Below are 18,444 nucleotides of genomic sequence, written 5' to 3'. Positions count from 1 at the left end.
GCGCCCAAAGGTTGACCTGGGTCGGGTGCCCGCGCGCCGTCAGCGCGGCGCGCGCACCGCGGCCGCCAAGGCCCGCACCTGGTCCAGCATGGCCTGCGCCGTGCCGGGGGTGGCGCGGCCCTCGCTATCCAGGGTGCGCGACATGGTCTCGATCAGCGCCGAGGCCACCACCGCGCCGTCGGAGACGCGCGCCGCATGGCCCGCCTGCTCGGGCGTGCGCACGCCGAAGCCGATGCAGATGGGCAGGTCCGTGTGGGCGCGGATGCGCGGGATGGCGGCTTCCAGTGCCGCCGGGTCGGCGCTGCGCGTGCCGGTGATGCCGGTGATCGCCACATAATAGACGAAGCCCGAGGAGGCGTTCAGCACCACCTTCAGCCGCGCCGCATCCGTCGTGGGGGCCACGAGCCGGATGATGTCCAGCCCCGCGGCCTGCGCATGCGGCGCCAGGACCTCGGCCTCCTCGGGCGGCATGTCCACCACGATGAGGCCGTCCACGCCGGCACTGGCGGCATCGGCCACGAAGCGCTCCGCGCCGTAGGAGAGGATGGGATTCAGGTAGCCCATCAGGATCACGGGCGTCTCGGAATCGCCCGCCCGGAATTCCCGCACCATCTCCAGCGTACCGCCCAGCGTGGCACCCGCCTTCAACCCGCGCTGGCCGGCGAGCTGGATGATGGGCCCATCCGCCATCGGGTCGGTGAAGGGCACGCCGATCTCGATGAGGTCGGCACCCGCGCCCGGCATGCCGCGCAGGATTTCCATGCTGGTCGCGCGGTCGGGGTCATAGGCTTCCAGGAAGGGGATCAGCGCGCCCCGCCCCTCCGCGCGCAGCTTCGCGAAGCGGGCCGCGATGCGGGAGCCGGTGGCGGCGACGGGGCGGGTTTCGGTCGCGGTGGCGGACATCAGAACTCCTCCCCCAGCAGGCGGGCGACGGTGAAGATGTCCTTGTCGCCACGGCCGCACATGTTCATCACGATCAGCGTGCTCTCGGGCAGGGTGGGCGCCACCTTGATCACATGGGCCAGCGCATGCGCGGGCTCCAGCGCGGGAATGATGCCCTCCAGCCGCGAGCAGAGCTGGAAGGCGGCCAGCGCCTCGTCATCGGTGGCGTTCACATATTCCACGCGGCCGAGCTCATGCAGCCAGGCGTGCTCCGGCCCCACGCCGGGATAGTCGAGGCCGGCGCTGATGGAATGGCCCTCCAGGATCTGCCCGTGCTCGTCCTGCAGGAGGTAGGTGCGGTTGCCGTGCAGCACGCCGGGGCGGCCGCCCGTGAGGCTCGCCGCATGGCCGGTGACGGTGTCCACGCCATGGCCACCCGCCTCCACGCCCAGCATCCGCACATCGGCGTCGTCCAGGAAGGGGTGGAACAGGCCCATGGCGTTGGAGCCGCCGCCGATCGCCGCCACGAGCACGTCGGGCAGGCGGCCCTCGGCCTCCATCATCTGGGCGCGGGTCTCGCTGCCGATCACGCTCTGGAAGTCGCGCACCATCACGGGATAAGGGTGCGGACCGGCCACGGTGCCGATGCAGTAGTAGGTGTCCTCGACATTCGCGACCCAGTGGCGAAGGGCCTCGTTCATCGCGTCCTTCAGCGTGGCGGCGCCGGATTCCACCGCCACCACCTCGGCCCCCAGCAGCTTCATGCGGAAGACGTTGGGCTGCTGGCGGGCCACGTCGGTGGCGCCCATGAAGACGGTGCAGGGCAGGTTGAACAGCGCGCAGGCCGTGGCGGTGGCGACGCCATGCTGCCCCGCGCCGGTCTCGGCGATGATGCGCTTCTTGCCCATGCGCTTGGCCAGCAGGATCTGGCCCAGCACGGCGTTGATCTTGTGCGCGCCCGTGTGGTTCAGCTCATCGCGCTTGAAATAGACCTTGGCGCCCATGCCGGGCGCGGCCTCGGCGCGGAGATGCTCCGTCACGCGCTCGGCATACCAGAGCGGGCTGGGGCGGCCGACATAATGCGTCAGCAGGCGTCGCCACTCCGCGTCGAAGGTCGGGTCCGCCTTGGCGGCGTTGTAGGCCTGCTCCACCTCGAGGATGAGGGGCATCAGCGTCTCGGCCACATAGCGGCCGCCGAAGCCGCCGAACTTGCCGGCGGCGTCGGGGCCGGACCGGTAGGTGTTCGGGCGCGTGAGGGGCTTGTTCAACTGGGCGTTCCCGGAACTGAGGTGCGCGGGGGGCGGTGCATCCCCCCGGGGCCGACAGTGATAGCCAAGCGCGCGGCTTTCCCCAACCCCGGATCGCGCGGGGCGCCTAGCTGCCGCGCGCGGCCTTGACGAAGGCGGCGACCAGGGCGGGGTCCTTCACCCCCTGCTCCCGCTCCAGCCCCGAGGACGCATCCACCCCCGGCGCGCCGGCCGTCGCGATGGCCTCGGCCACGTTGTGGGGCGTGAGGCCGCCGGCCAGCAGCCAGGGCCGCCCCACCGACAGGCCCCGCACCAGGCGCCATTCGAAGGGCTGGGCGTTGCCGCCGGGCAGCGCGGCGCCGGGCGGCGCCTTCGCGTCCAGCAGCAACCGGTCGGCCACCGCCGCATAGGGGGGGATGGCCGCGAGGTCGGCCTCGGTCGCGATGCCCAGCGCCTTCATCACCGGCCGGTGGAAGCGGGCGCGGATTTCGGCGACGCGGGCCGGCGTTTCCTCGCCATGAAGCTGGATGGTGTCGAGCGGCACGGCGGCGAGCGTCTCGGCCAATTGGTCATCGGTCGGGTCCACGAACAGCCCGACCCGCCCCGGCCCGCCCGGCAGCGTGGCCGAGAGCGCGCCCGCCTGCGCGGGCGTCAGCGCGCGGGGCGAGGCGGGGAAGAACACGAAGCCCACCTCGTCCGCGCCCGCCTGGGCGGCGGCCGCCAGCGCCTCGGGGGTCGCGATGCCGCAGACCTTGACCCAGACGCTCATCGCGGCAGGGAGGCCACGATGGCGCGGGCGGCGGCACCCGGATCGGCGGCGGCGCTGATGGGGCGGCCGACCACGATCCAGTCGGCGCCGGCGGAGACGGCCTCCTCCGGGGTGGCGACGCGGGCCTGGTCGCCATGGTCGCTGCCGGCGGGGCGGATGCCGGGCACGACCAGCAAGGGCTCCTCACCCAGCGCGTCGCGCAGCATGGCCACCTCCCGCGCCGAACAGACCAGACCATCGGCACCGGCCGCGAGGGCCATGCGCGCCAGGCGCAGCACCTGCTGGGACGGCCCGCCGGCCACGCCCACCTCATGCAGGGTGGCGGCGTCCATGCTGGTCAGCACCGTGACGGCCAGCAGGATGGGGCGCGTGGCGCCTGCCCGCTCCGCCGCCTCGCGCGCGGCGGCGATCATGGCGGGGCCGCCGCCGGCGTGCAGCGTCAGCATGGCGGGCCCACGGGGGCAAAGCGCGCGCACCGCACCGGCCACCGTGTTGGGAATGTCGTGCAGCTTCACGTCCAGGAAGACCGGCGCGCGCGCGGTCAGCGCCTCCAGCGCCGCGGGCCCCTCGGCGCAGAACAGCTCCAACCCCAGCTTGAGCACGGCGGGGGCATTCCCCATGCGATCCGCGAGGGAAAGGGCCTCATCGAGGCGCGGGGTATCGAGGGCCGCGATCAGGCGGCCGCCCGGAGCTTGGGGACGTGCGAGCATGCCCCATGCGTTACCCTGGAATCGCGGCGGCGTCAGCCGGGGCGGGTCATGCGCCCTCGCCGGGGTCCTGGCCGCCATTGACGCGAATCCGCAGCTCCTTGCCCGGGCGGAAATGCGGCATGCCCTTGCTGGCCACGGCCACGCTCTCCCCGGTGCGGGGGTTGCGGCCCTGGCGGGCGTCGCGCTTGCGGGTGGTGAAGGCGCCGAAGCCGCGCAGCTCCACCCGGTCCCCGCGCGCGAGGGCCTTGCTGATCTCCTCGAAGATCGTTCCAACCACAAGTTCCACATCCGGCTGCCGCAGATGCGGATGCTGGGTGGCCAGATGCGCGATCAACTCGCTTTTTGTCATGGCGTTCCTCGCGGCGTGGTGCATTCACGCAACCCGATGTAGTCGAGATTGCAGGATGTTCAGCGTTTATCGAAGCGAAATTTGCCAGGGAATTACACCTTCCGCGCGCAAGAGCCGCGCGGCCCCTCCCCAGAAGGCATCGGACATCGAGGAAAGGGCCCGTTCCGCCGTCCCGCGCGGGTCCAGGTCCCGCACCCGCAGGTCCCGCGGGACCTCATGCTGTTCGGCCAGCCAGACGCGCGCCTCGGCCTCGCCGCCAATGGCGTCCAGCAGGCCCAGCGCCATCGCCTGGCGGCCGGTCATGACACGGCCATCGGCCACGGCGCGCACCTGGGCCTCGGGCATGTCGCGGCCGGCGGCGACCATGGCGACGAATTGGGACTGCATGTCCTCGACCACCGCGGAGAGCGCCGCGCGCCCTTCCTCGGTCAACGGGCGGAAGGGGCTGGGCTGGTCCTTCAGGGGGCCGGAGGTGATGCTTTCCGGCCGCACGCCCAGGCTTTCCAGCAATTCCGCCGCGTTGAAGCTTTGCAGAAGCACGCCGATGGAGCCCGTCAGCGTGGATTCGCGGGCGAAGATCCGGTGCGCCGGCAGCGCCACCATGTAGCCGGCGGAAGCGGCGGTGCCGCCCATGATGGCCACCACGGGCTTGCCGGCCGCGCGGACGCGGGCGATGGCGGCGTGGAAGGCCTCGCCCCCCGCCACCGAGCCGCCCGGGCTGTTGATCATGACCAGCAGGGCGCGCATGTCGTCGTCGCGCGCGGCGCGTTCCAGCAGGCGCAGGGTGCGACGGTCCTCGCTGATGGTGCCGGACAGCGTCAGGCGGGCCACATGCTGCCCGCCCAGCACGCTGGCGGCAGGCCCGGGCCCGCCGAAGATCACGGCCAGGCCCACCACCACGCCGAGGACGAGGGTGGTGCGCCAGAAGGCGAGTTGCCGCTTGAGGCGGCGCCGGTCGAGGAGGAGGTCGGGTTCGAGAGCCATGGCCGCTGGTAGCACGGGGCGCGGAATTGCGCGCGATGCAGATGGCGGCTTGGATCATTGAGGCAAGCCCGGTTGCGCGGGCGGCGCGGCGGGGCTAAGAGCGGGCCGTCCGTGCCGCGGAGCCTTTCCGCCGCAGGCCCTGGGCCGACGTAGCACAGCGGTAGTGCAACCGATTCGTAATCGGTAGGTCGCGAGTTCGATTCTCGCCGTCGGCACCATTCCCGCACGCCTCTCAGGGCGGTTCCCCCTCCAGCTTCACCCCCGCCGCGACACCACGCCACAATTCCGCATCCAGCCGTGACCGCCTTTCCAGCAGGTCCAGCGTCGCGGGGGTCATCTCCTGTTCCAGGACCGGCTTCCACTCGACGGGCAAGGGCTTGGTCACGTTGTGCCGGCCAAGCCGCACGGGACGGTCGAGGAAGCGGCCAAGCCGTTTTTCGAGCGCGCGGTCCTCGACGAGACCCACGAAGTCGAACCCCGCAAGGGCGGTGCGCGCCGCCGCCAGCAACAGCCGGTCGGCGGCCGGCGGGATGAACCCGTCCGGCGGCACCAACGGGTGCGGGGCCAGCAGGAGGCGTACCAGCACATTGTCGGTCTGCGTGGCCAGGAGCGGGTTGGCCAGGAAGCGCCCGAGCGGCCCGCGTGCCGCGCGCGTCCGCTCGCCCCAGGCCCCCCAGGAGGCGAAGTCGGCCTCGGATTGCCCGCGCCAGAAGCGCCAGAGCGAGACGAGCCGCGCACGGGGCTCGCGGAGCAAGGTCAGCAATTCATGCCGCGGATAGGCGGCGCGCAGCGTGCCCAATGTGACATGGCCGCGCGCGAAGCCGACCTCACGCGGCCAGTCCGACGCACACATGCGGACCAGGGAGCGCGGGAGCTCATCCAGCTGGGCGAACCCGTCGAAGGACCCGAACTGGTGGCGGTCGAAGCCGAAGGTCTCGCCGGGGATTTCGATGGCGCCGCGCAGGGCCGTGGTGAAGGAGATGCCGGCCGTTTTCGGCACGTGCATGAAGGCGAACCGTCGTGACATGACACAGGGGTAAACCGGGGTCGGCGGCGAGGCCAGCCGGGGCATGCCCGGCGCGCCGCCTACATGAAGGCCTTGCGGAACAGGATGCCCATGAAGGCGAAGGGCCGCAGCGTCGTGACCGAATGGCGGTAGCGGCCGGAAAAGAGCTTCCGCACCAGGGCCGCGCGCTGCGCGGCATCGGCCTCGAAGACCAGCTGGCAATGGTCCGGCCCGACGGCGCGGACCAGGGCAGGCACCTCGCCCACCTCCGTGATGGACACCACCACCCGGGCATCGGCGGCGGGGAGGCCCCCCGCCGGCAGCCGCAGGCGGCAGCCGAGCAGCGAGACATCCTCCAGCACCGCCTCCACCTCACGCCCCGCCAGCCGCAGCTTTGCCGCCTCGCCGGCCAGGAAGCGTTCCTCCCGCCGGTAGCGGGGCGCCTCCACGCACATCAGCGAGGCCACCGCCAGCATGATGATGTTGTAGACGCTCCAGAACAGGTTCATGGCCTCGGCGGCGGGCGGCGTGCCCTCGATGGGCCCCAGCACCAGGCGCAGCACCATGCCCGCCACGGTCAGGGCCGCGATGGCCAGGAACCAGCCCGCCAGGCTCCATTGCACCACCGTGCGGTCGCGTGTGGCGCCCTTGGCCGTCACCTTGAACTTCTGGTTCTTGTTGCCGAACAGCCCCACCGCGCTGGCCCGCAGCGATTCGCGCGCCACCAGCAGCGACATGCCGTCGGCCAGGATGGGCACGTTGGTGCCGCGGCTGACCCAGCCGAGGAAGATCACGCAGCAGATCCAGTAGGGGCCGAGGTGCGAGATCAGCCCGTGCAGATCCGTCTGCACCACCACCAGCCCCGTCCACCAGTAGAGCACCGGCATCAGCAGGCAGAGGATGCGCAGGATGGGCGTCATGGTCCAGAACAGGACCGTGTCCATGGTGTGCAGCCGCATCAGCAGCGGGGTGCCCGCCCCGCGCGAGAAGGGCCCCCAGGGCGTGCGGACGATCTGCATGGTGCCGAGGCACCAGCGGCCGCGCTGCGTCAGGTATTCCTGCAGCCCCTCGGGGCCAAGCCCGCCGTCAGCGGCTCGTTCAGATAGGCCGTCTTGTGGCCGATGCCGGTCAACTTGATGGAGAGGAGGATGTCCTCCGTCACGCTCTCCGTCGGGAAGCCGCCGATGCGCGCCAGGCAATCCGCCCGCACGATGGAGGAGGTGCCGCAGGAAAACGCCGTGCCATGCGCGTCCTTGGACGCCAGCACCACGTCGAAGAAGAAGCGCTGCTCATCCGGCACGCGCGCGGCGTCGCCGAGGTTGAGCTGGATGGGGTCGGGGTTGAAGAAATGCTGGGGCGTCTGCACCAGCGCCACCTTGGGGTCATGGAACAGGGCGGCGGCGCGGCGCAGGAACAGCGGCGTGGCCACGAAATCCGCGTCCAGCACGCCGATGGCGTCGGGCGGCTCGGGCAGCGACATCAGGTGCCAGAAGGTGGCGTTCATGTTGCCCGCCTTGCCGTGGCTGTTGTCGCCGCGGATGCGGTAATTGGCGCCCAGCCGCTCGCACATCTCGCGCAGCCAGGCGCGCTTGCCGTCATCCAGCACCCAGACTCGGAAGCGCGGATAGTCCTGCGACATGGCGCCCACGATGGTGCGGTAGAGGATCTCCTCCTGCTCGTTGTAGGTCGGGATCAGCAGGTCAATGAGCGGCGGGCCGCCGGGGTGCGTTTCCACAGGGTGGGCCGTGGCCTCCGCGCTGCGGTCCAGCGTGCGCGAAAGCACATGCAGCAGCAGCACGCCCGCGAAGCTGCCCACCACCTCCACCACGAAGAAGGCCCAGGCGCCCAGCGCCAGCGGGTCCAGCGCCAATTCGGGCAGCGTCTCCGTCGCGCGCCAGAACAGGTAGCGCCCCATGAGCAGGATGGTCAGCCACGCCCCCACCCAGCGCGCCCAAGGGTTGGTCGAGGAGATCCAGGGCAGGAAGGCCGCCAGCGACAGCACCAGCAGCACCGGCAGGAAGGCTTCCGCCAGCGGGTCCATGGCTCAGCGGAAATGCACGGCGCCGAGGCGGCCCGTCTCGCAGCCCTCCGGCGGCGTCACGGGGCGCAGGATCACCTGCGGCAAAGCGCGCGCCTCGCCGGGGGTGAAGCTGGGCGCGACACGCTGGATCACCTCGGCGCGCAGGGCCGGCCCGCCGCCCAGGGGCCGGAACTCCGCCTGCTGGCCCAGATGGGTCTGGCGGAAGCCGCGCTCATCCAGCTCGGCGGTGATGAGGGGGGCGGCGCAGGAAATCAGCCGCGCCAGGTCCTGTCCCGGTCGCACCGTCTCGCCGGGCTGCACCAGCAGGCGGGCCAGCAGCGCGGGCTCGGGCGTCTCGATGGGGGCATTGGCCAGGCGGCCCACCCGCGCCGTCTCGGCGTCGAGCTGGCGGCGCGTGGCGTCACGCCGGGCGCGGCGTTCGGCGAGCTGCGTCTCCAGCTCCACCAGCGCGAGGCTCAGGCGGTCCATGTTCTGCTGCGACACCGAACGGTCGCTGGCATTGTCGGCGGCGAAGATGCCGCGGCGGGCGCCCTCCTCCTCGGCACGAAGGGACGCCACGCGCTCCGTCGTCGCGGCCGCCTCGTCACGCGCCACGGCAAGGTCGCGTCGCAGCCCCTGCACGGCGGCCAGGCTGATGATGCCCTGGCGCAGCAGCCGCTCCCCGCGCGAAGCGGCGGCCTCGGCCTCGCGCAGACGGGCCTGGGCGGCGCCCAGCAGCGCCTCGCCCTCCGCGATGCGGGCGCGGAGCTGGTCGAGGCGCGTCTGGCGGAAGCTGTCGGCCGTGCCGGTGGCGGCGGCGAGCAGCACGCGGGTGGCCTCCATGCGGCTGACCAGGGCCGCGACCTCGGCCTCCATCCCCTCCAGCGTGGCGCGGAGTTCGTCGAGGCGCTGGGTGTCCACGCGCTCGTTCACGATGCTGGCGAAGCTGTCGCCCTGGCCGAACCAGGCGCCGGGCAGATGGGGGTGCATGTCGAGCCGCCCCTCGATGGGCGCGCGCAAGGTCAGCACCTGGCCGGCCATCAGCGCCTTCTGCGCCTGCACGGTGAAGAAGCGGTCATGCAGGAAGAAGAGCGTGGCGCCCACCACCAGCACCGCGAAACCGATCCGCGCGAGGCGGCCGAGCGAATCGCCCAGCCGCGGCGCGACACGTGCGGGCTCCGCCCGTGCCCGAGCGGGTTTCGCCGGAGGCAAATTGTCCACGCGCCCGACACTCCCGGTGTAAGTGCCACTTACCTTAAGGAGAGATAGCGCGCGGGTGAACCGTTGAGCGTGACTTATCTGCCCTGCGTCACAGGCAGCCCGCCGCCCGCGCCCTGGCCCGCAGCAAGGCCAGGACGGTGCGGCAGTTGGGCGCGGGGCGTCCCGTCATGTCGGCGAATTCGACGATGACGCCCAGCAGCGCCTCGACCTCCATGGGCCGCCCGCGCTCCAGATCCTGCAGCATGGAGGTGCGGTGCGCGCCCACCTCGGCCGCGCCCGCGATGCGCTTGTCCACATCAATGGCGAAGCGCACGCCCAGGGCCTGCCCGATCTCCTGCGCCTCCAGCATCATGGCCCGCGCGAGGTCCCGCAATTCGCCGGGGGCGGTGATGACGTCGAGCGTGGCGGAGGTCAGCGCGGAGATCGGGTTGAAGGCCAAATTGCCCCAGAGCTTCACCCAGATCTCGTCCCGGATCTTGGGCCGCACCGGCGCCTTGAAGCCGGCGGCCACCAGCGCCTTGGCCAGCGCCTCGATGCGCGGCGTGCGTTCGCCGGAGGGTTCGCCGAGCGTGAAGCGGTCGCCATAGGTATGTTCGATGACACCCGGCTCAGCCACCTCGGCGGCCGGATAGACGATGCAGCCGATGGCACGTTCGGGCGGCAGCAGGCGCGAGACCTCGCCGCCCGGGTCCACGCTCTCCACGCGCCGCCCATCGAACTCGCCGCCGAACTTGTAGAAATACCACCAGGGAATGCCGTTCACGGCGGAGACAATGGCCGTCTCCGGCCCCAGCAGCTTCGCGATCTGCGGCGCGGCACCCGGCAACCCCACGGCCTTGAGCGTGATGATGACGGCGTCCTGTGGCCCGGCCTCCTCCGGCGTGGCGACGCAGCGGGGGTGGACCACCGTCTCGATCCCCTCGCTGATGAGCTTGAGGCCATTCGCCTGCATGGCCGCCAGATGCGGGCCGCGGGCGATGATGGTCACCGCGGCGGCCTCCGCGGCGGCGAGTTTCGCCGCCATCAGCCCACCGATGGCCCCTGCCCCGAAAACGCAAATCCGCATCAAGCCGTCACCCCCAGCTTCTCCGCCAGGCCGATCCGCATGAGCTTGCCCGTGGCGCCCTTGGGAATCTCCGGCAGGAAGACGATCTTGCGGGGAACCTTGAAGTCCGCAAGCTGGCGGGCGGCGAAGTCGCGGAGCTCGCGCTCGCTCACCTCCTGGCCTTCGCGCAGGACGATGGCGGCCCCCACCTCCTCGCCCAGCATCTTGTGCGGGATGGAGAAGGTCAGCGCCTGGGCGACGGCGGGATGGGCGGAGAGCACGCCATCCACCTCCAGCGGGCTCACCTGCTCGCCGCCGCGCTTGATGAGTTCCTTGAGCCGCCCGGTCAGCACCAGGTAGCCATCGGCATCCAGCATTCCCTGGTCGCCGGTGCGGAACCAGCCATCGGTGAAGGCCTTGGCGTTGGCGTCGGGGTTGTTGTCATAGCCCGCCGTCACGTTGGGGCCGCGGATCACCACCTCGCCGATGCCGCCTTGCGGCAGGAGGGTGCCGTCCTCGTCCATGATCGCGACCTCAGGGCCGGCGGGCAGACCCACCGCGCCCGGCTTGCGCGCGCCGCGCAGCGGGTTGGAGGCCATCTGGTGCGCGGCCTCGGTCATGCCGTAGCTCTCGACCAGGGGGCAGCCGAAGGCCTTCTCCATCGCCTCCATCACCGGCCCGGGGAGCGAGGCGGAAGAGGACCGGATGAAGCGCAGCGGCGCGCGGGCGATCACATCGGCGTTGCGCTCGGCGCGGGCCAGGATCACCTGGTGCATGGTGGGAACGGCCGTGTACCAGCTGGGCCGTTCCTCCTCCAGCAGGCGGAAGAAGCGCATCCCGTCGAAGCCCGGCGTGCAGACCACGGCACCCCCGGCGGCGACGGAAGACAGCACCGCCGCGATCAGCCCATGGATGTGGAACAGCGGCATGATGTTGAGGCAGACATCCGCCTCGTCCAGTTCCAGCGTGGCGCCGATATGCGCCGCCGAGGCGCAGATGTTGCGCTGGCTGAGCGGCACGATCTTGGGCCGCGCCGTGGTGCCGGAGGTGTGCAGCACCAGCGCGCCATCCTCGGCCTCGCCCATGCCGGGGCGGGCGGCGGTGCCGGGGGTGCCGCCCTCCAGGGTGAAATCGCCGGCGGCCTCGCCGGGCACCAGTTCCAGGACGGGAATGCCGAGGCCCTCGGCGGCGGCGCGGGCGGAGGTCTCGACGCCGCGCTGCACCACCAGGGCGCGGGGCTTGAGGTCCTCCAGGTAGAAGGCGAACTCGTCCTGCTTGTAGGCGGGGTTGAGGGGCGCGGTGCAGGCGCCCGCCGCGATGCAGAGGAAGGCGGCCGCCATCTCGGGCCCGTTGGGCAGCACGATGGCCACGCGCTCACCCCGGCCGATGCCGCGCCCGTTCAGCGCGGCCACGGTGCGGGTGGCGAGGTCACGCAGCGCGCCATGCGTCAGGGCCGGGCGGCCAGGGGCGCGCAGCGCGGGCGCTTCAGCGGCGCCCCGGGCGAGAAGGGTGGAAAGACAGGTCGCGGATGTCATGGCCAAGGCGATGTTCCCAATCGAAACTCCCAAAAGCATGGGATCGTTTCATGACCGCGAAAAGTCGAGACGGCTGATTTTCAAGATTTTCATTGCTTCACACCAAGTTGACACCTTTGCAAAACGAACACCTTCCACCGGACGGACTTTACGGCATTTTCAAAGGGCCAGCGAGAAAGGGCCCGACCATGATGCTTCGCCGTCGTCAGCTTGCCGCCATGGGTGCGGGGCTCGGTGCCGCCGCCCTTGCCGCCCCCACCCCTGCCCTGGCCCAGGCCGCCTGGCAGCCCCAGCGCCCGGTGCAGTTCATCGTCCCCGCCGGCACGGGCGGCGGCGCGGACCAGATGGCGCGCGTCATCCAGGGCATCGTCAGCAAGCACAACCTGATGAACCGACCGCTCATGGTGGTGAACAAGGCGGGCGGCGCGGGCGCCGAGGGCTTCCTTGAAGCCCGCAACAGCCGCGGCAACCCGCATGTGCTGATCATCAGCCTGTCGAACCTCTTCACCACGCCGATGTCCACCGGCATTCCCTTCACCTGGCGCGACCTGACGCCCATCCGGATGATGGCGCTCGACGAATTCGTGCTGTGGGTGAACGCGGAAAGCCCCTGGCAGAACGTGGCCGAGTTCGTCGAGGCCGCGAAGGCCGGCCGGCTGCGGATGGGCGGCACCGGATCGCGCCAGGAAGACCAGATCATCACCGTGGCGCTCCAGCGCGCGACGGGCGCCACCTTCACCTATGTGCCCTTCCGGGGCGGCGGCGAGGTGGCGACGCAGCTCGTCGGCCGGCACATCGACAGCACGGTGAACAACCCGATCGAGGCCGTGACGCATTGGCGCGCCGGCACGCTGCGCCCCCTTTGCGTCTTCGACAGCCGCCGCCTGCCGGGCGAGGGCCGTGTCACCGAGAGCATGGGCTGGCAGGACATCCCGACCTGCAAGGAAAGCGGGCTCGATGTGGAATACCTGATGCTGCGCGGCATCTTCGGCGCCCCCGGCATCACCCCGGCCCAGACCGCCTTCTGGGTGAACCTGCTGGAGCGCGTGGCCGAAACCCCGGAATGGCGTGAGCTGATGGCCCAGGGCGCTTTCAACACCACGAGCCTGACCGGCGCGCCCTTCGCCGAATGGCTGGGCCGCGAGGAGGAACGCCACCGCACGCTCATGCAGGAAGCGGGCTTCCTGGCGGCGGGGGGCTGAGGCGATGAGCATCACCACCCAGGACAGCGTCCTTGTCCCCAGCGCCGAGGCGGCCGCCGAGCGCGGCCCCAGCCAGCGGAGCATGGAGATCGCGACCGCCGTCGTGCTCATGGCGGCGGGCGGCATCGGCATGATGGACAGCCTGCGCATCGGCGCGGGCTGGGGCGCGGATGGCCCGCAATCGGGCTACTTCCCCTTCTGGCTCGGCGCCATCCTGGCGCTGGCGAGCCTCGGCAACCTCATGGTCGCGCTGCGCGACCACCGGCGCGGCGCCCGCGGGCCGCGCTTCGCCACCTGGGGGCAGCTCAGCCTCGTGGCGCAGGTCTTCGTGCCGACCGCCATCTATGTGGCCGTGATCCCGGTGGCCGGCATCTATGTCAGCTCCGCCGTGCTGGTGGCCTATTTCATGCGCCGCTTCGGCGGGTTCCGGATGGTGACCTCGGCGCTGTCCGGGGCCGCCGCCGCCCTCGTCTCCTTCGTCATCTTCGAGATCTGGTTCCTGGTCGCCCTGCCCAAGGGGCCGCTCGAGACCGCGCTCGGCTACTGACCTCGCCCTCCAGCAACGGCCCCACCCGGCGCGCGGACACCCCGCGCGCGGCCTGACGGGCGCGCGCCGCGGGAACCGACATGGAAGAGATCCAGCTCCTGGGCCACGGCTTCGCCGTCGCGCTCCAATGGGAAAACGTGCTGCTGATGGTGGCCGGCATCGTGCTCGGCGTGCTCATCGGCGTGCTGCCGGGGCTGGGGGGCGCCAATGGCATCGCCATCCTGCTGCCGCTGACCTTCACCCTGCCGCCGGTCAGCGCCATCATCCTGCTCTCCTGCATCTACTGGGGCGCGCTGTTCGGGGGGCCATCACCTCCATCCTGTTCAACATCCCGGGCGAGCCATGGAGCGTCGCCACCACCTTCGACGGCTATCCGATGGCGCAGCAGGGCCGCGCGGGCGAGGCGCTGACGGCGGCCTTCACCTCCTCCTTCGTGGGCGCCTTCATCGCGGTGGTGATGATCACCTTCCTGGCCCCGCTGGTCGCGCAATTCGCGCTGCAATTCGGCCCGCCGGAATTCTTCGCGGTGATGTTCCTCTCCTTCGCCTGCTTCATCGGCCTGGCGCGCGGCTCGCCGCTGAAGGCGCTGGCGGCGATGATGTTCGGCTTCCTTCTGGCCGGCGTCGGCATGGATGGCGTGACCGGCCAGCTGCGCATGACCTTCGGCTCCATGGAGCTGATGCGCGGCATTGACTTCCTGGTGGTGGTCATCGGCCTCTTCGGCCTGTCCGAGATCTTTCAGTCCATCGAGGAAGGGCTGCGCTTCAAGGGGGCGAAGGCGCGCATCACCCTCGGCACGGTGCTCCGCACCTGGGCCGAGCTTCCGCGGCACTGGGCGCTGTTCATCCGCTCCTCGCTCATCGGCTGCTGGATGGGCATCACGCCGGCGGGTGCCACGCCCGCCTCCTTCATGTCCTATGGCGTGGCGCGGCGCATGGCGAAGGACAAGGACAGCTTCGGGCGCGGCCGGATCGAGGGCGTGGTGGCGCCCGAGACGGCGGCCCATGCGGCGGGCACCTCGGCGCTGCTGCCCATGCTCTCGCTCGGCGTGCCGGGTTCGCCCACGGCGGCGGTGCTGCTGGGCGGCCTCATCATGTGGGGGTTGCAGCCGGGGCCCATGCTCTTCGTCGAGCAGAAGGATTTCGTCTGGGGGCTCATCGCCTCCATGTATCTGGGCAACATCGTGGGGCTGATCATCGTGCTGGCGGCGGTGCCCTGGTTCGCGGCCATCCTGCGCGTGCCCTTCTCCATCATCGCGGCGATCATCCTGATGGTCTGCGCCATCGGCGCCTACACGGTGAACTCGGCCGAGTTCGACGTGGTGCTGATGCTGATCTTCGGCGTCATCGGCTATGTGATGAAGAAGCTGGACTACCCGCTGGCGCCGCTGGTGCTGGCGCTGGTGCTGGGCGACCGCACGGAGGAGAGCTTCCGCCAGTCCCTGCTGCTGAGCGAAGGTTCGCTGGCCGTGTTCTTCTCCAACTGGCTGGTGGGCGGGATCATGACGCTGGGCCTGGTCATGCTGTTCTACCCGACACTGGCGAAGCTCTGGGCGCCGCGGGTCAGCCCCGCCGGCGCCGCCTGAACCTGAGCCGCAGCGCGATGCCCAGCGCGGGCATCGAATCCACCAGATAGCGGCGCCACAGCCGGCGCGGCTCGCTGAGCAGGCGGAACAGCCACTCCAGCCCCGCCCGCTGCATCCAGACCGGGGCGCGCCGCACCTGCCCCACCAGGAAGCGCAACGCGCTGCCGACCGCGAGGCCCGTGCCCGTCAGCCCCGGCTCGGCGGCGAGGCGCTGGAGGAAGGTCTCGGACGCCGGCGCGCCGGTGATGACGAAGACGAAGCGCGCCGGGTGCGCCCGCACGAATTCCAACGCCGCCTGCACGGCGGCGGGGTCCGCCGCCCAACCCATGGGCGGGACATGCAAATGCAGCGCCGTCAGGCCGAAGCGCGCACGCAGCGTCTCGGCCAGCGCGGCATCGCCCCCCACCAGCACCAGCGCATCCCCGGGCGCGATCACCCGCTCGAACAGCAGACGCGTCAGGTCGCTGCCGGTGGCCACGGGAAAGCCCTCGCCGGTCGCGAAGTGGTGCAGGCGGGACAGCACACGGCTGTCGTTCAGCCGCAGCCAGGCCGCGTCATAGGCGGCGCGCAGCGGGTGGGCGGGCTCGGCCAACAGCGCCAGGTGCTGGGCATTGGCGGTGACGACATAGGCGAAGGGAGAGGCCGGGTCGCGCGCCGCGAGGGCGGCCACCGCGCCCTCCGTGTCGAGGGGGGCGAGGCCGATCACCCCCAGCATCACCCGGTCGGTCAAAACGTCCCGGCCGTGGCGCCACGGTTGATGGTGTAGCTGAACCCCCGCGAGAAGGGCAGCGTGCGGTTGATGGCCTGGTCCACGAAATTGGCCACCTCCGCGATGCGGCTGCGCGGCACGAAGACGATGTCGCCCGGAAAGAGCGGCACATCGGCCTCGGCCCGCGCGGCGAAGCCCTGCAGGTTCACGGTGCGGAGCATGGGGCGGTTGTCGGGGTCGCGGCGGATCAGCACCACCTCGTTCATCCGCGCCTCGGGCGTGAAGCCGCCGGCCAGCATGATGGCCTCCAGCACGCCGCGACGGCCCACCAGCGGGAAGGCGCCGGAGCGCTCCACCATGCCGCCCACGAAGACCTGGTTGGCGGCGGTCTCGTCGAACCCCACGCTGACCTCGGGGTTCAGCAGCAGGCGGCGCGAGGCCTGGGCGATGGCGGCCTCGGCCTCGGCGGGCGAAAGGCCGCCCACCCGCACCCGCCCCGCGGCCCGCAGCGCGATGGTGCCGTCAGGGCCCACCAGCGCCACCTCGTTCAGTTCCGGCGTCAGGCGGAAGCGCACGTTCAGGCGGTCGCCGGGGCCGAAGCGGTAGACGGGGGGCGCGTCCGTCCAGGCGGTGAAGCCCTCCGGCCGCTGCTGCTGCACGCGAATTTCCTGCCCGGTGCAGGCGGCCAGCAGGGGCAGAAGCAGCAGGGCGCGCCTCATGCCGCGCGCGCGCCTTCCGTCCAGAACAGGCCGAAGAAGCGCCCACCGCCGGCCTGCACCTGGCCGATCATTTCGCGCGCCGCCGGCGCGCGCGTGCGGCCGCGCCCCACCACCAGGATATTGCCGTCCACCAGCGCCGACAGGCGCCGGCGGGCATAATGGTCCATCCCGGCGCCGCCGATCAGCACGCAGACGTCGAAGGCGGTGCGCAGCCGGTCGGCCATGTGCAGCACGCCTGTTTCCAGCGCGTGGGGCGTCATCAGCGCGGCCTCGCGCCGCTGGTAGGTCACCCAGAGGCGCGGCACCCCCGTCGCATGGGCGAAGACGCCCTCGGGCGAGGGGATGGGCGGCTGCGCGGGGTCGCCCAGGGTGGCCAGGTGCCGGCGGCCATCGCCATCCAGGTCGATCAGTGCCACCGACAGCCCATGGACGCGCGCCAGCTCCACCGCCAAGGCGCGGGCGGCGGCGTCCCGCCCATCCTCGGCGGTGGTGCCGAGGAACTGCACCATCTGCGCGTGGCCGGGCGGCGCGCTGTCCAGCAACTGCACGGCGAGGCTCGCGATGGCCGGCGGCGTGCCGGCCCCGCCGCGCGCGGGCATGGCGCCCAGGCCAGCCAGACCGGTCGCGCGCTCGGCCTCGGCCGGGTGCAGGAAGACGGTGCGCCAGCGGGTCAGCAGCGCGCCCATCAGCAGGGCCAGGACCAGCCCCGCGCCCGCGCCGGCCGCGACCCAGGCGGGGCCGGGATGGGTCGTGCCGGGGCGCAGGGTGGCGGCCTCGGGCACGCCCACCGGGGCCGCCTGCTGCACGGGGCGGGCGGCCAGGCGGGCGGCCAGGGCGGCACGCTCGCGGCCGGGTTCCAGGGCGGCCAGCAGGGCGGCCGCGCGCGCCTCCGCCTCGGTGCGCAGCCGCGTGGTCTCGGCGATCTCCTCGGCCAGGGCATCGCGGGCGATGCGCGCGTCCACCACCTGCGCCGCCAGCCCGTCCAGCAGCGGGTTGCGTTCCTCGCGCGCGGTCTCGACGCGCTGGCCGCTCGCCTGGGACAGGGCGCGGCGGGCGTCCGTGATGCGCGCCTCCAGCTCCGCCAGCATGGGCGCGTCGGGCTGGTATTGGGCGCGCATGCGGGCGCGCTCGGCCAGAAGCCGCGTGAGCAGGGTGCGGGGTTCCTCCATCAGCGGCGCGTTGCTGCGCTCGACGGCGCCCAGGACCCGGCCGGGCTGGGCGGCCAGCGCGGCCTCGGCGGCGGCGAGGCGGCCCATGGCGGCGGCGCGTTCGGCGGCCAGGGCGTCCAGCCGCTCGGCCAGGCGCTGGCGGTGGGCGATGGCGGCGGCCGCCTCCTGCGCCAAATCCAGCGCGCCCAGGCGGGCGGCGGTGGCGCGGACCTCCTCCTCCAGGGCGGCGAGGCGCGCGGCGAGGCGCGTGGCCTCGGCATCGGACCAGAACGCCTCCCGCGCCGCGAGCCAGGCGCGCACCAGTGCCTCGACCTGCGCCGTGGCGGCACGGGCGTCTGGGTGCGGCAGGACGAGGCGCAGCACCCGCCCCTCCGCCAGGATCTCCATGCGCGGCGGGCCGGCGGCCGCGTCGGTCACGCGGGGCGCCTGCTCGCGCAGCAGGGCGGCCTCGGCCAGGGCGGCCTGCGGCGCGTCCAGGCGCAGCAGCATCTCGGCCTCGCGCATGGGCGGCACGCGCGCGGCGAGAAGCAGGGCCAGCGCCGGGGGCAGCAGCAGCGCGGCCAGAACCCAGGGGGCGCGCCAGCGCGCCGTCGCCCACCAGCCATGGCGGCGCGACCATCCCGCCGAGGGCGGGGGGGCAACGCCAGGGGTATCGATCCGCAGGGTGGCCAAGCGCGATGTCCCCAGCAAAGGATGCCGGCCATCAGGGCCATGGCGGGCAGTGCAACGAAAGCCGGGCGAAGCG

17 protein-coding genes, 1 tRNA gene and 1 pseudogene are annotated in these 18,444 nt (G+C 72.0%); 4 read left to right on the top strand and 15 right to left on the bottom strand.

The annotated features are described in order from the left end of the window. Positions 1-39: 39 nt before the first annotated feature. The 6 genes from trpA to sppA all read right to left on the bottom strand — a co-directional run bounded on the left by trpA (position 40) and on the right by sppA (position 4,941). Positions 40-903: a tryptophan synthase subunit alpha gene (gene trpA, locus ICW72_RS18850; protein ID WP_191084071.1), complete on the bottom strand. Its 864-nt coding sequence runs from the start codon at positions 901-903 to the stop codon at positions 40-42. Beyond that, positions 903-2,150: a tryptophan synthase subunit beta gene (gene trpB, locus ICW72_RS18845; protein ID WP_191084070.1), complete on the bottom strand. Its 1,248-nt coding sequence runs from the start codon at positions 2,148-2,150 to the stop codon at positions 903-905. Before trpB ends, trpA begins: the two co-directional genes overlap by 1 nt. A 106-nt stretch (positions 2,151-2,256) precedes the next feature. Beyond that, a complete protein-coding gene (locus ICW72_RS18840) occupies positions 2,257-2,898 on the bottom strand; it encodes a phosphoribosylanthranilate isomerase (protein ID WP_191084069.1) in 642 nt (213 codons plus the stop codon). Further along, positions 2,895-3,608 carry an orotidine-5'-phosphate decarboxylase gene (gene pyrF / locus ICW72_RS18835; protein WP_191084068.1) on the bottom strand — a complete coding sequence of 238 codons (714 nt, stop codon included), beginning with the start codon at positions 3,606-3,608 and terminating at the stop codon, positions 2,895-2,897. The genes ICW72_RS18840 and pyrF overlap by 4 nt, the downstream gene beginning before the upstream one ends. A gap of 46 nt (positions 3,609-3,654) precedes the next feature. Beyond that, positions 3,655-3,957: an integration host factor subunit beta gene (ihfB, locus tag ICW72_RS18830; protein ID WP_184386350.1), complete on the bottom strand. Its 303-nt coding sequence runs from the start codon at positions 3,955-3,957 to the stop codon at positions 3,655-3,657. Positions 3,958-4,023: 66 nt separating this feature from the next. Next, positions 4,024-4,941 (bottom strand): signal peptide peptidase SppA, encoded by a 918-nt coding sequence (gene sppA / locus ICW72_RS18825; protein WP_191084067.1) that lies wholly within the window; start codon positions 4,939-4,941, stop codon positions 4,024-4,026. A gap of 143 nt (positions 4,942-5,084) precedes the next feature. Here sppA and ICW72_RS18820 point away from each other — a divergent pair. After that, positions 5,085-5,159: transfer RNA gene (locus ICW72_RS18820), tRNA-Thr, on the top strand. 14 nt (positions 5,160-5,173) lie between these two features. Here ICW72_RS18820 and ICW72_RS18815 read toward each other — a convergent pair. The 6 genes from ICW72_RS18815 to ICW72_RS18790 all read right to left on the bottom strand — a co-directional run bounded on the left by ICW72_RS18815 (position 5,174) and on the right by ICW72_RS18790 (position 11,768). After that, positions 5,174-5,968, bottom strand: a complete 795-nt coding sequence (locus ICW72_RS18815) for a hypothetical protein (protein ID WP_191084066.1) — start codon at positions 5,966-5,968, stop codon at positions 5,174-5,176. 59 nt (positions 5,969-6,027) lie between these two features. Beyond that, positions 6,028-6,966: a PilZ domain-containing protein gene (locus tag ICW72_RS18810; RefSeq protein WP_191084065.1), complete on the bottom strand. Its 939-nt coding sequence runs from the start codon at positions 6,964-6,966 to the stop codon at positions 6,028-6,030. Positions 6,967-6,995: 29 nt separating this feature from the next. Then, on the bottom strand, positions 6,996-7,988 hold the full coding sequence (locus ICW72_RS18805; RefSeq protein WP_191084064.1) for a glycosyltransferase family 2 protein: 993 nt from the start codon (positions 7,986-7,988) through the stop codon (positions 6,996-6,998). A 3-nt stretch (positions 7,989-7,991) separates the two neighbouring features. Next, the gene (locus tag ICW72_RS18800) at positions 7,992-9,188 is read right to left on the bottom strand and encodes an HlyD family secretion protein (RefSeq protein WP_191084063.1); all 1,197 of its coding nucleotides are present in this window, start codon (positions 9,186-9,188) and stop codon (positions 7,992-7,994) included. Positions 9,189-9,276: 88 nt separating this feature from the next. Next, entirely contained in the window at positions 9,277-10,254 is a 978-nt protein-coding gene (locus ICW72_RS18795) for a 2-dehydropantoate 2-reductase (RefSeq protein ID WP_191084062.1), read from the bottom strand. After that, the gene (locus ICW72_RS18790; protein ID WP_191084061.1) at positions 10,254-11,768 is read right to left on the bottom strand and encodes an acyl--CoA ligase; all 1,515 of its coding nucleotides are present in this window, start codon (positions 11,766-11,768) and stop codon (positions 10,254-10,256) included. Before ICW72_RS18790 ends, ICW72_RS18795 begins: the two co-directional genes overlap by 1 nt. Positions 11,769-11,956: 188 nt before the next feature. Between ICW72_RS18790 and ICW72_RS18785 the strand changes: the two genes are divergently transcribed. The 3 genes and pseudogenes from ICW72_RS18785 (at position 11,957) to ICW72_RS18775 (ending at position 15,102) form a co-directional block, all read left to right on the top strand. Continuing rightward, on the top strand, positions 11,957-12,970 hold the full coding sequence (locus tag ICW72_RS18785; protein WP_191084060.1) for a Bug family tripartite tricarboxylate transporter substrate binding protein: 1,014 nt from the start codon (positions 11,957-11,959) through the stop codon (positions 12,968-12,970). Positions 12,971-12,974: 4 nt separating this feature from the next. Beyond that, a complete protein-coding gene (locus ICW72_RS18780) occupies positions 12,975-13,517 on the top strand; it encodes a tripartite tricarboxylate transporter TctB family protein (protein WP_191084059.1) in 543 nt (180 codons plus the stop codon). Between the two features lie 80 nt (positions 13,518-13,597). Further along, positions 13,598-15,102, top strand: a pseudogene (locus tag ICW72_RS18775) (tripartite tricarboxylate transporter permease). Here ICW72_RS18775 and ICW72_RS18770 read toward each other — a convergent pair. The 3 genes from ICW72_RS18770 to ICW72_RS18760 are packed head-to-tail and all read right to left on the bottom strand — an operon-like array spanning position 15,080 to position 18,371. Continuing rightward, positions 15,080-15,817, bottom strand: coding sequence for a WecB/TagA/CpsF family glycosyltransferase (locus ICW72_RS18770; RefSeq protein WP_223880684.1), 738 nt, complete (start codon positions 15,815-15,817; stop codon positions 15,080-15,082). The pseudogene ICW72_RS18775 and the gene ICW72_RS18770 sit on opposite strands and share 23 nt — an antisense overlap. A gap of 11 nt (positions 15,818-15,828) precedes the next feature. Further along, positions 15,829-16,530: a polysaccharide biosynthesis/export family protein gene (locus ICW72_RS18765; protein WP_191084058.1), complete on the bottom strand. Its 702-nt coding sequence runs from the start codon at positions 16,528-16,530 to the stop codon at positions 15,829-15,831. Beyond that, entirely contained in the window at positions 16,527-18,371 is a 1,845-nt protein-coding gene (locus ICW72_RS18760; RefSeq protein WP_191084057.1) for a P-loop NTPase family protein, read from the bottom strand. Before ICW72_RS18760 ends, ICW72_RS18765 begins: the two co-directional genes overlap by 4 nt. Positions 18,372-18,444: the final 73 nt, after the last annotated feature.

Origin of the sequence: Roseococcus microcysteis, from assembly GCF_014764365.1 — a bacterium.
GTDB classification, from domain to species: Bacteria; Pseudomonadota; Alphaproteobacteria; order Acetobacterales; family Acetobacteraceae; genus Roseococcus; species Roseococcus microcysteis.
This window is presented reverse-complemented; position numbering and strand designations above follow the sequence as displayed.

What these genes read in the sequence shown, in the direction of transcription:
- ICW72_RS18840 (WP_191084069.1), bottom strand. Translation starts at nt 2,898, where the DNA reads ATGAGCGTCTGGGTCAAGGTCTGCGGCATCGCGACCCCCGAGGCGCTG.
- trpA (WP_191084071.1), bottom strand. Translation starts at nt 903, where the DNA reads ATGTCCGCCACCGCGACCGAAACCCGCCCCGTCGCCGCCACCGGCTCC.
- pyrF (WP_191084068.1), bottom strand. Translation starts at nt 3,608, where the DNA reads ATGCTCGCACGTCCCCAAGCTCCGGGCGGCCGCCTGATCGCGGCCCTC.
- sppA (WP_191084067.1), bottom strand. Translation starts at nt 4,941, where the DNA reads ATGGCTCTCGAACCCGACCTCCTCCTCGACCGGCGCCGCCTCAAGCGG.
- ICW72_RS18805 (WP_191084064.1), bottom strand. Translation starts at nt 7,988, where the DNA reads ATGGACCCGCTGGCGGAAGCCTTCCTGCCGGTGCTGCTGGTGCTGTCG.
- ICW72_RS18790 (WP_191084061.1), bottom strand. Translation starts at nt 11,768, where the DNA reads ATGACATCCGCGACCTGTCTTTCCACCCTTCTCGCCCGGGGCGCCGCT.
- ICW72_RS18770 (WP_223880684.1), bottom strand. Translation starts at nt 15,817, where the DNA reads ATGCTGGGGGTGATCGGCCTCGCCCCCCTCGACACGGAGGGCGCGGTG.
- ICW72_RS18810 (WP_191084065.1), bottom strand. Translation starts at nt 6,966, where the DNA reads ATGCAGATCGTCCGCACGCCCTGGGGGCCCTTCTCGCGCGGGGCGGGC.
- ICW72_RS18785 (WP_191084060.1), top strand. Translation starts at nt 11,957, where the DNA reads ATGATGCTTCGCCGTCGTCAGCTTGCCGCCATGGGTGCGGGGCTCGGT.
- ICW72_RS18780 (WP_191084059.1), top strand. Translation starts at nt 12,975, where the DNA reads ATGAGCATCACCACCCAGGACAGCGTCCTTGTCCCCAGCGCCGAGGCG.
- ihfB (WP_184386350.1), bottom strand. Translation starts at nt 3,957, where the DNA reads ATGACAAAAAGCGAGTTGATCGCGCATCTGGCCACCCAGCATCCGCAT.
- ICW72_RS18795 (WP_191084062.1), bottom strand. Translation starts at nt 10,254, where the DNA reads ATGCGGATTTGCGTTTTCGGGGCAGGGGCCATCGGTGGGCTGATGGCG.
- ICW72_RS18765 (WP_191084058.1), bottom strand. Translation starts at nt 16,530, where the DNA reads ATGAGGCGCGCCCTGCTGCTTCTGCCCCTGCTGGCCGCCTGCACCGGG.
- ICW72_RS18815 (WP_191084066.1), bottom strand. Translation starts at nt 5,968, where the DNA reads ATGTCACGACGGTTCGCCTTCATGCACGTGCCGAAAACGGCCGGCATC.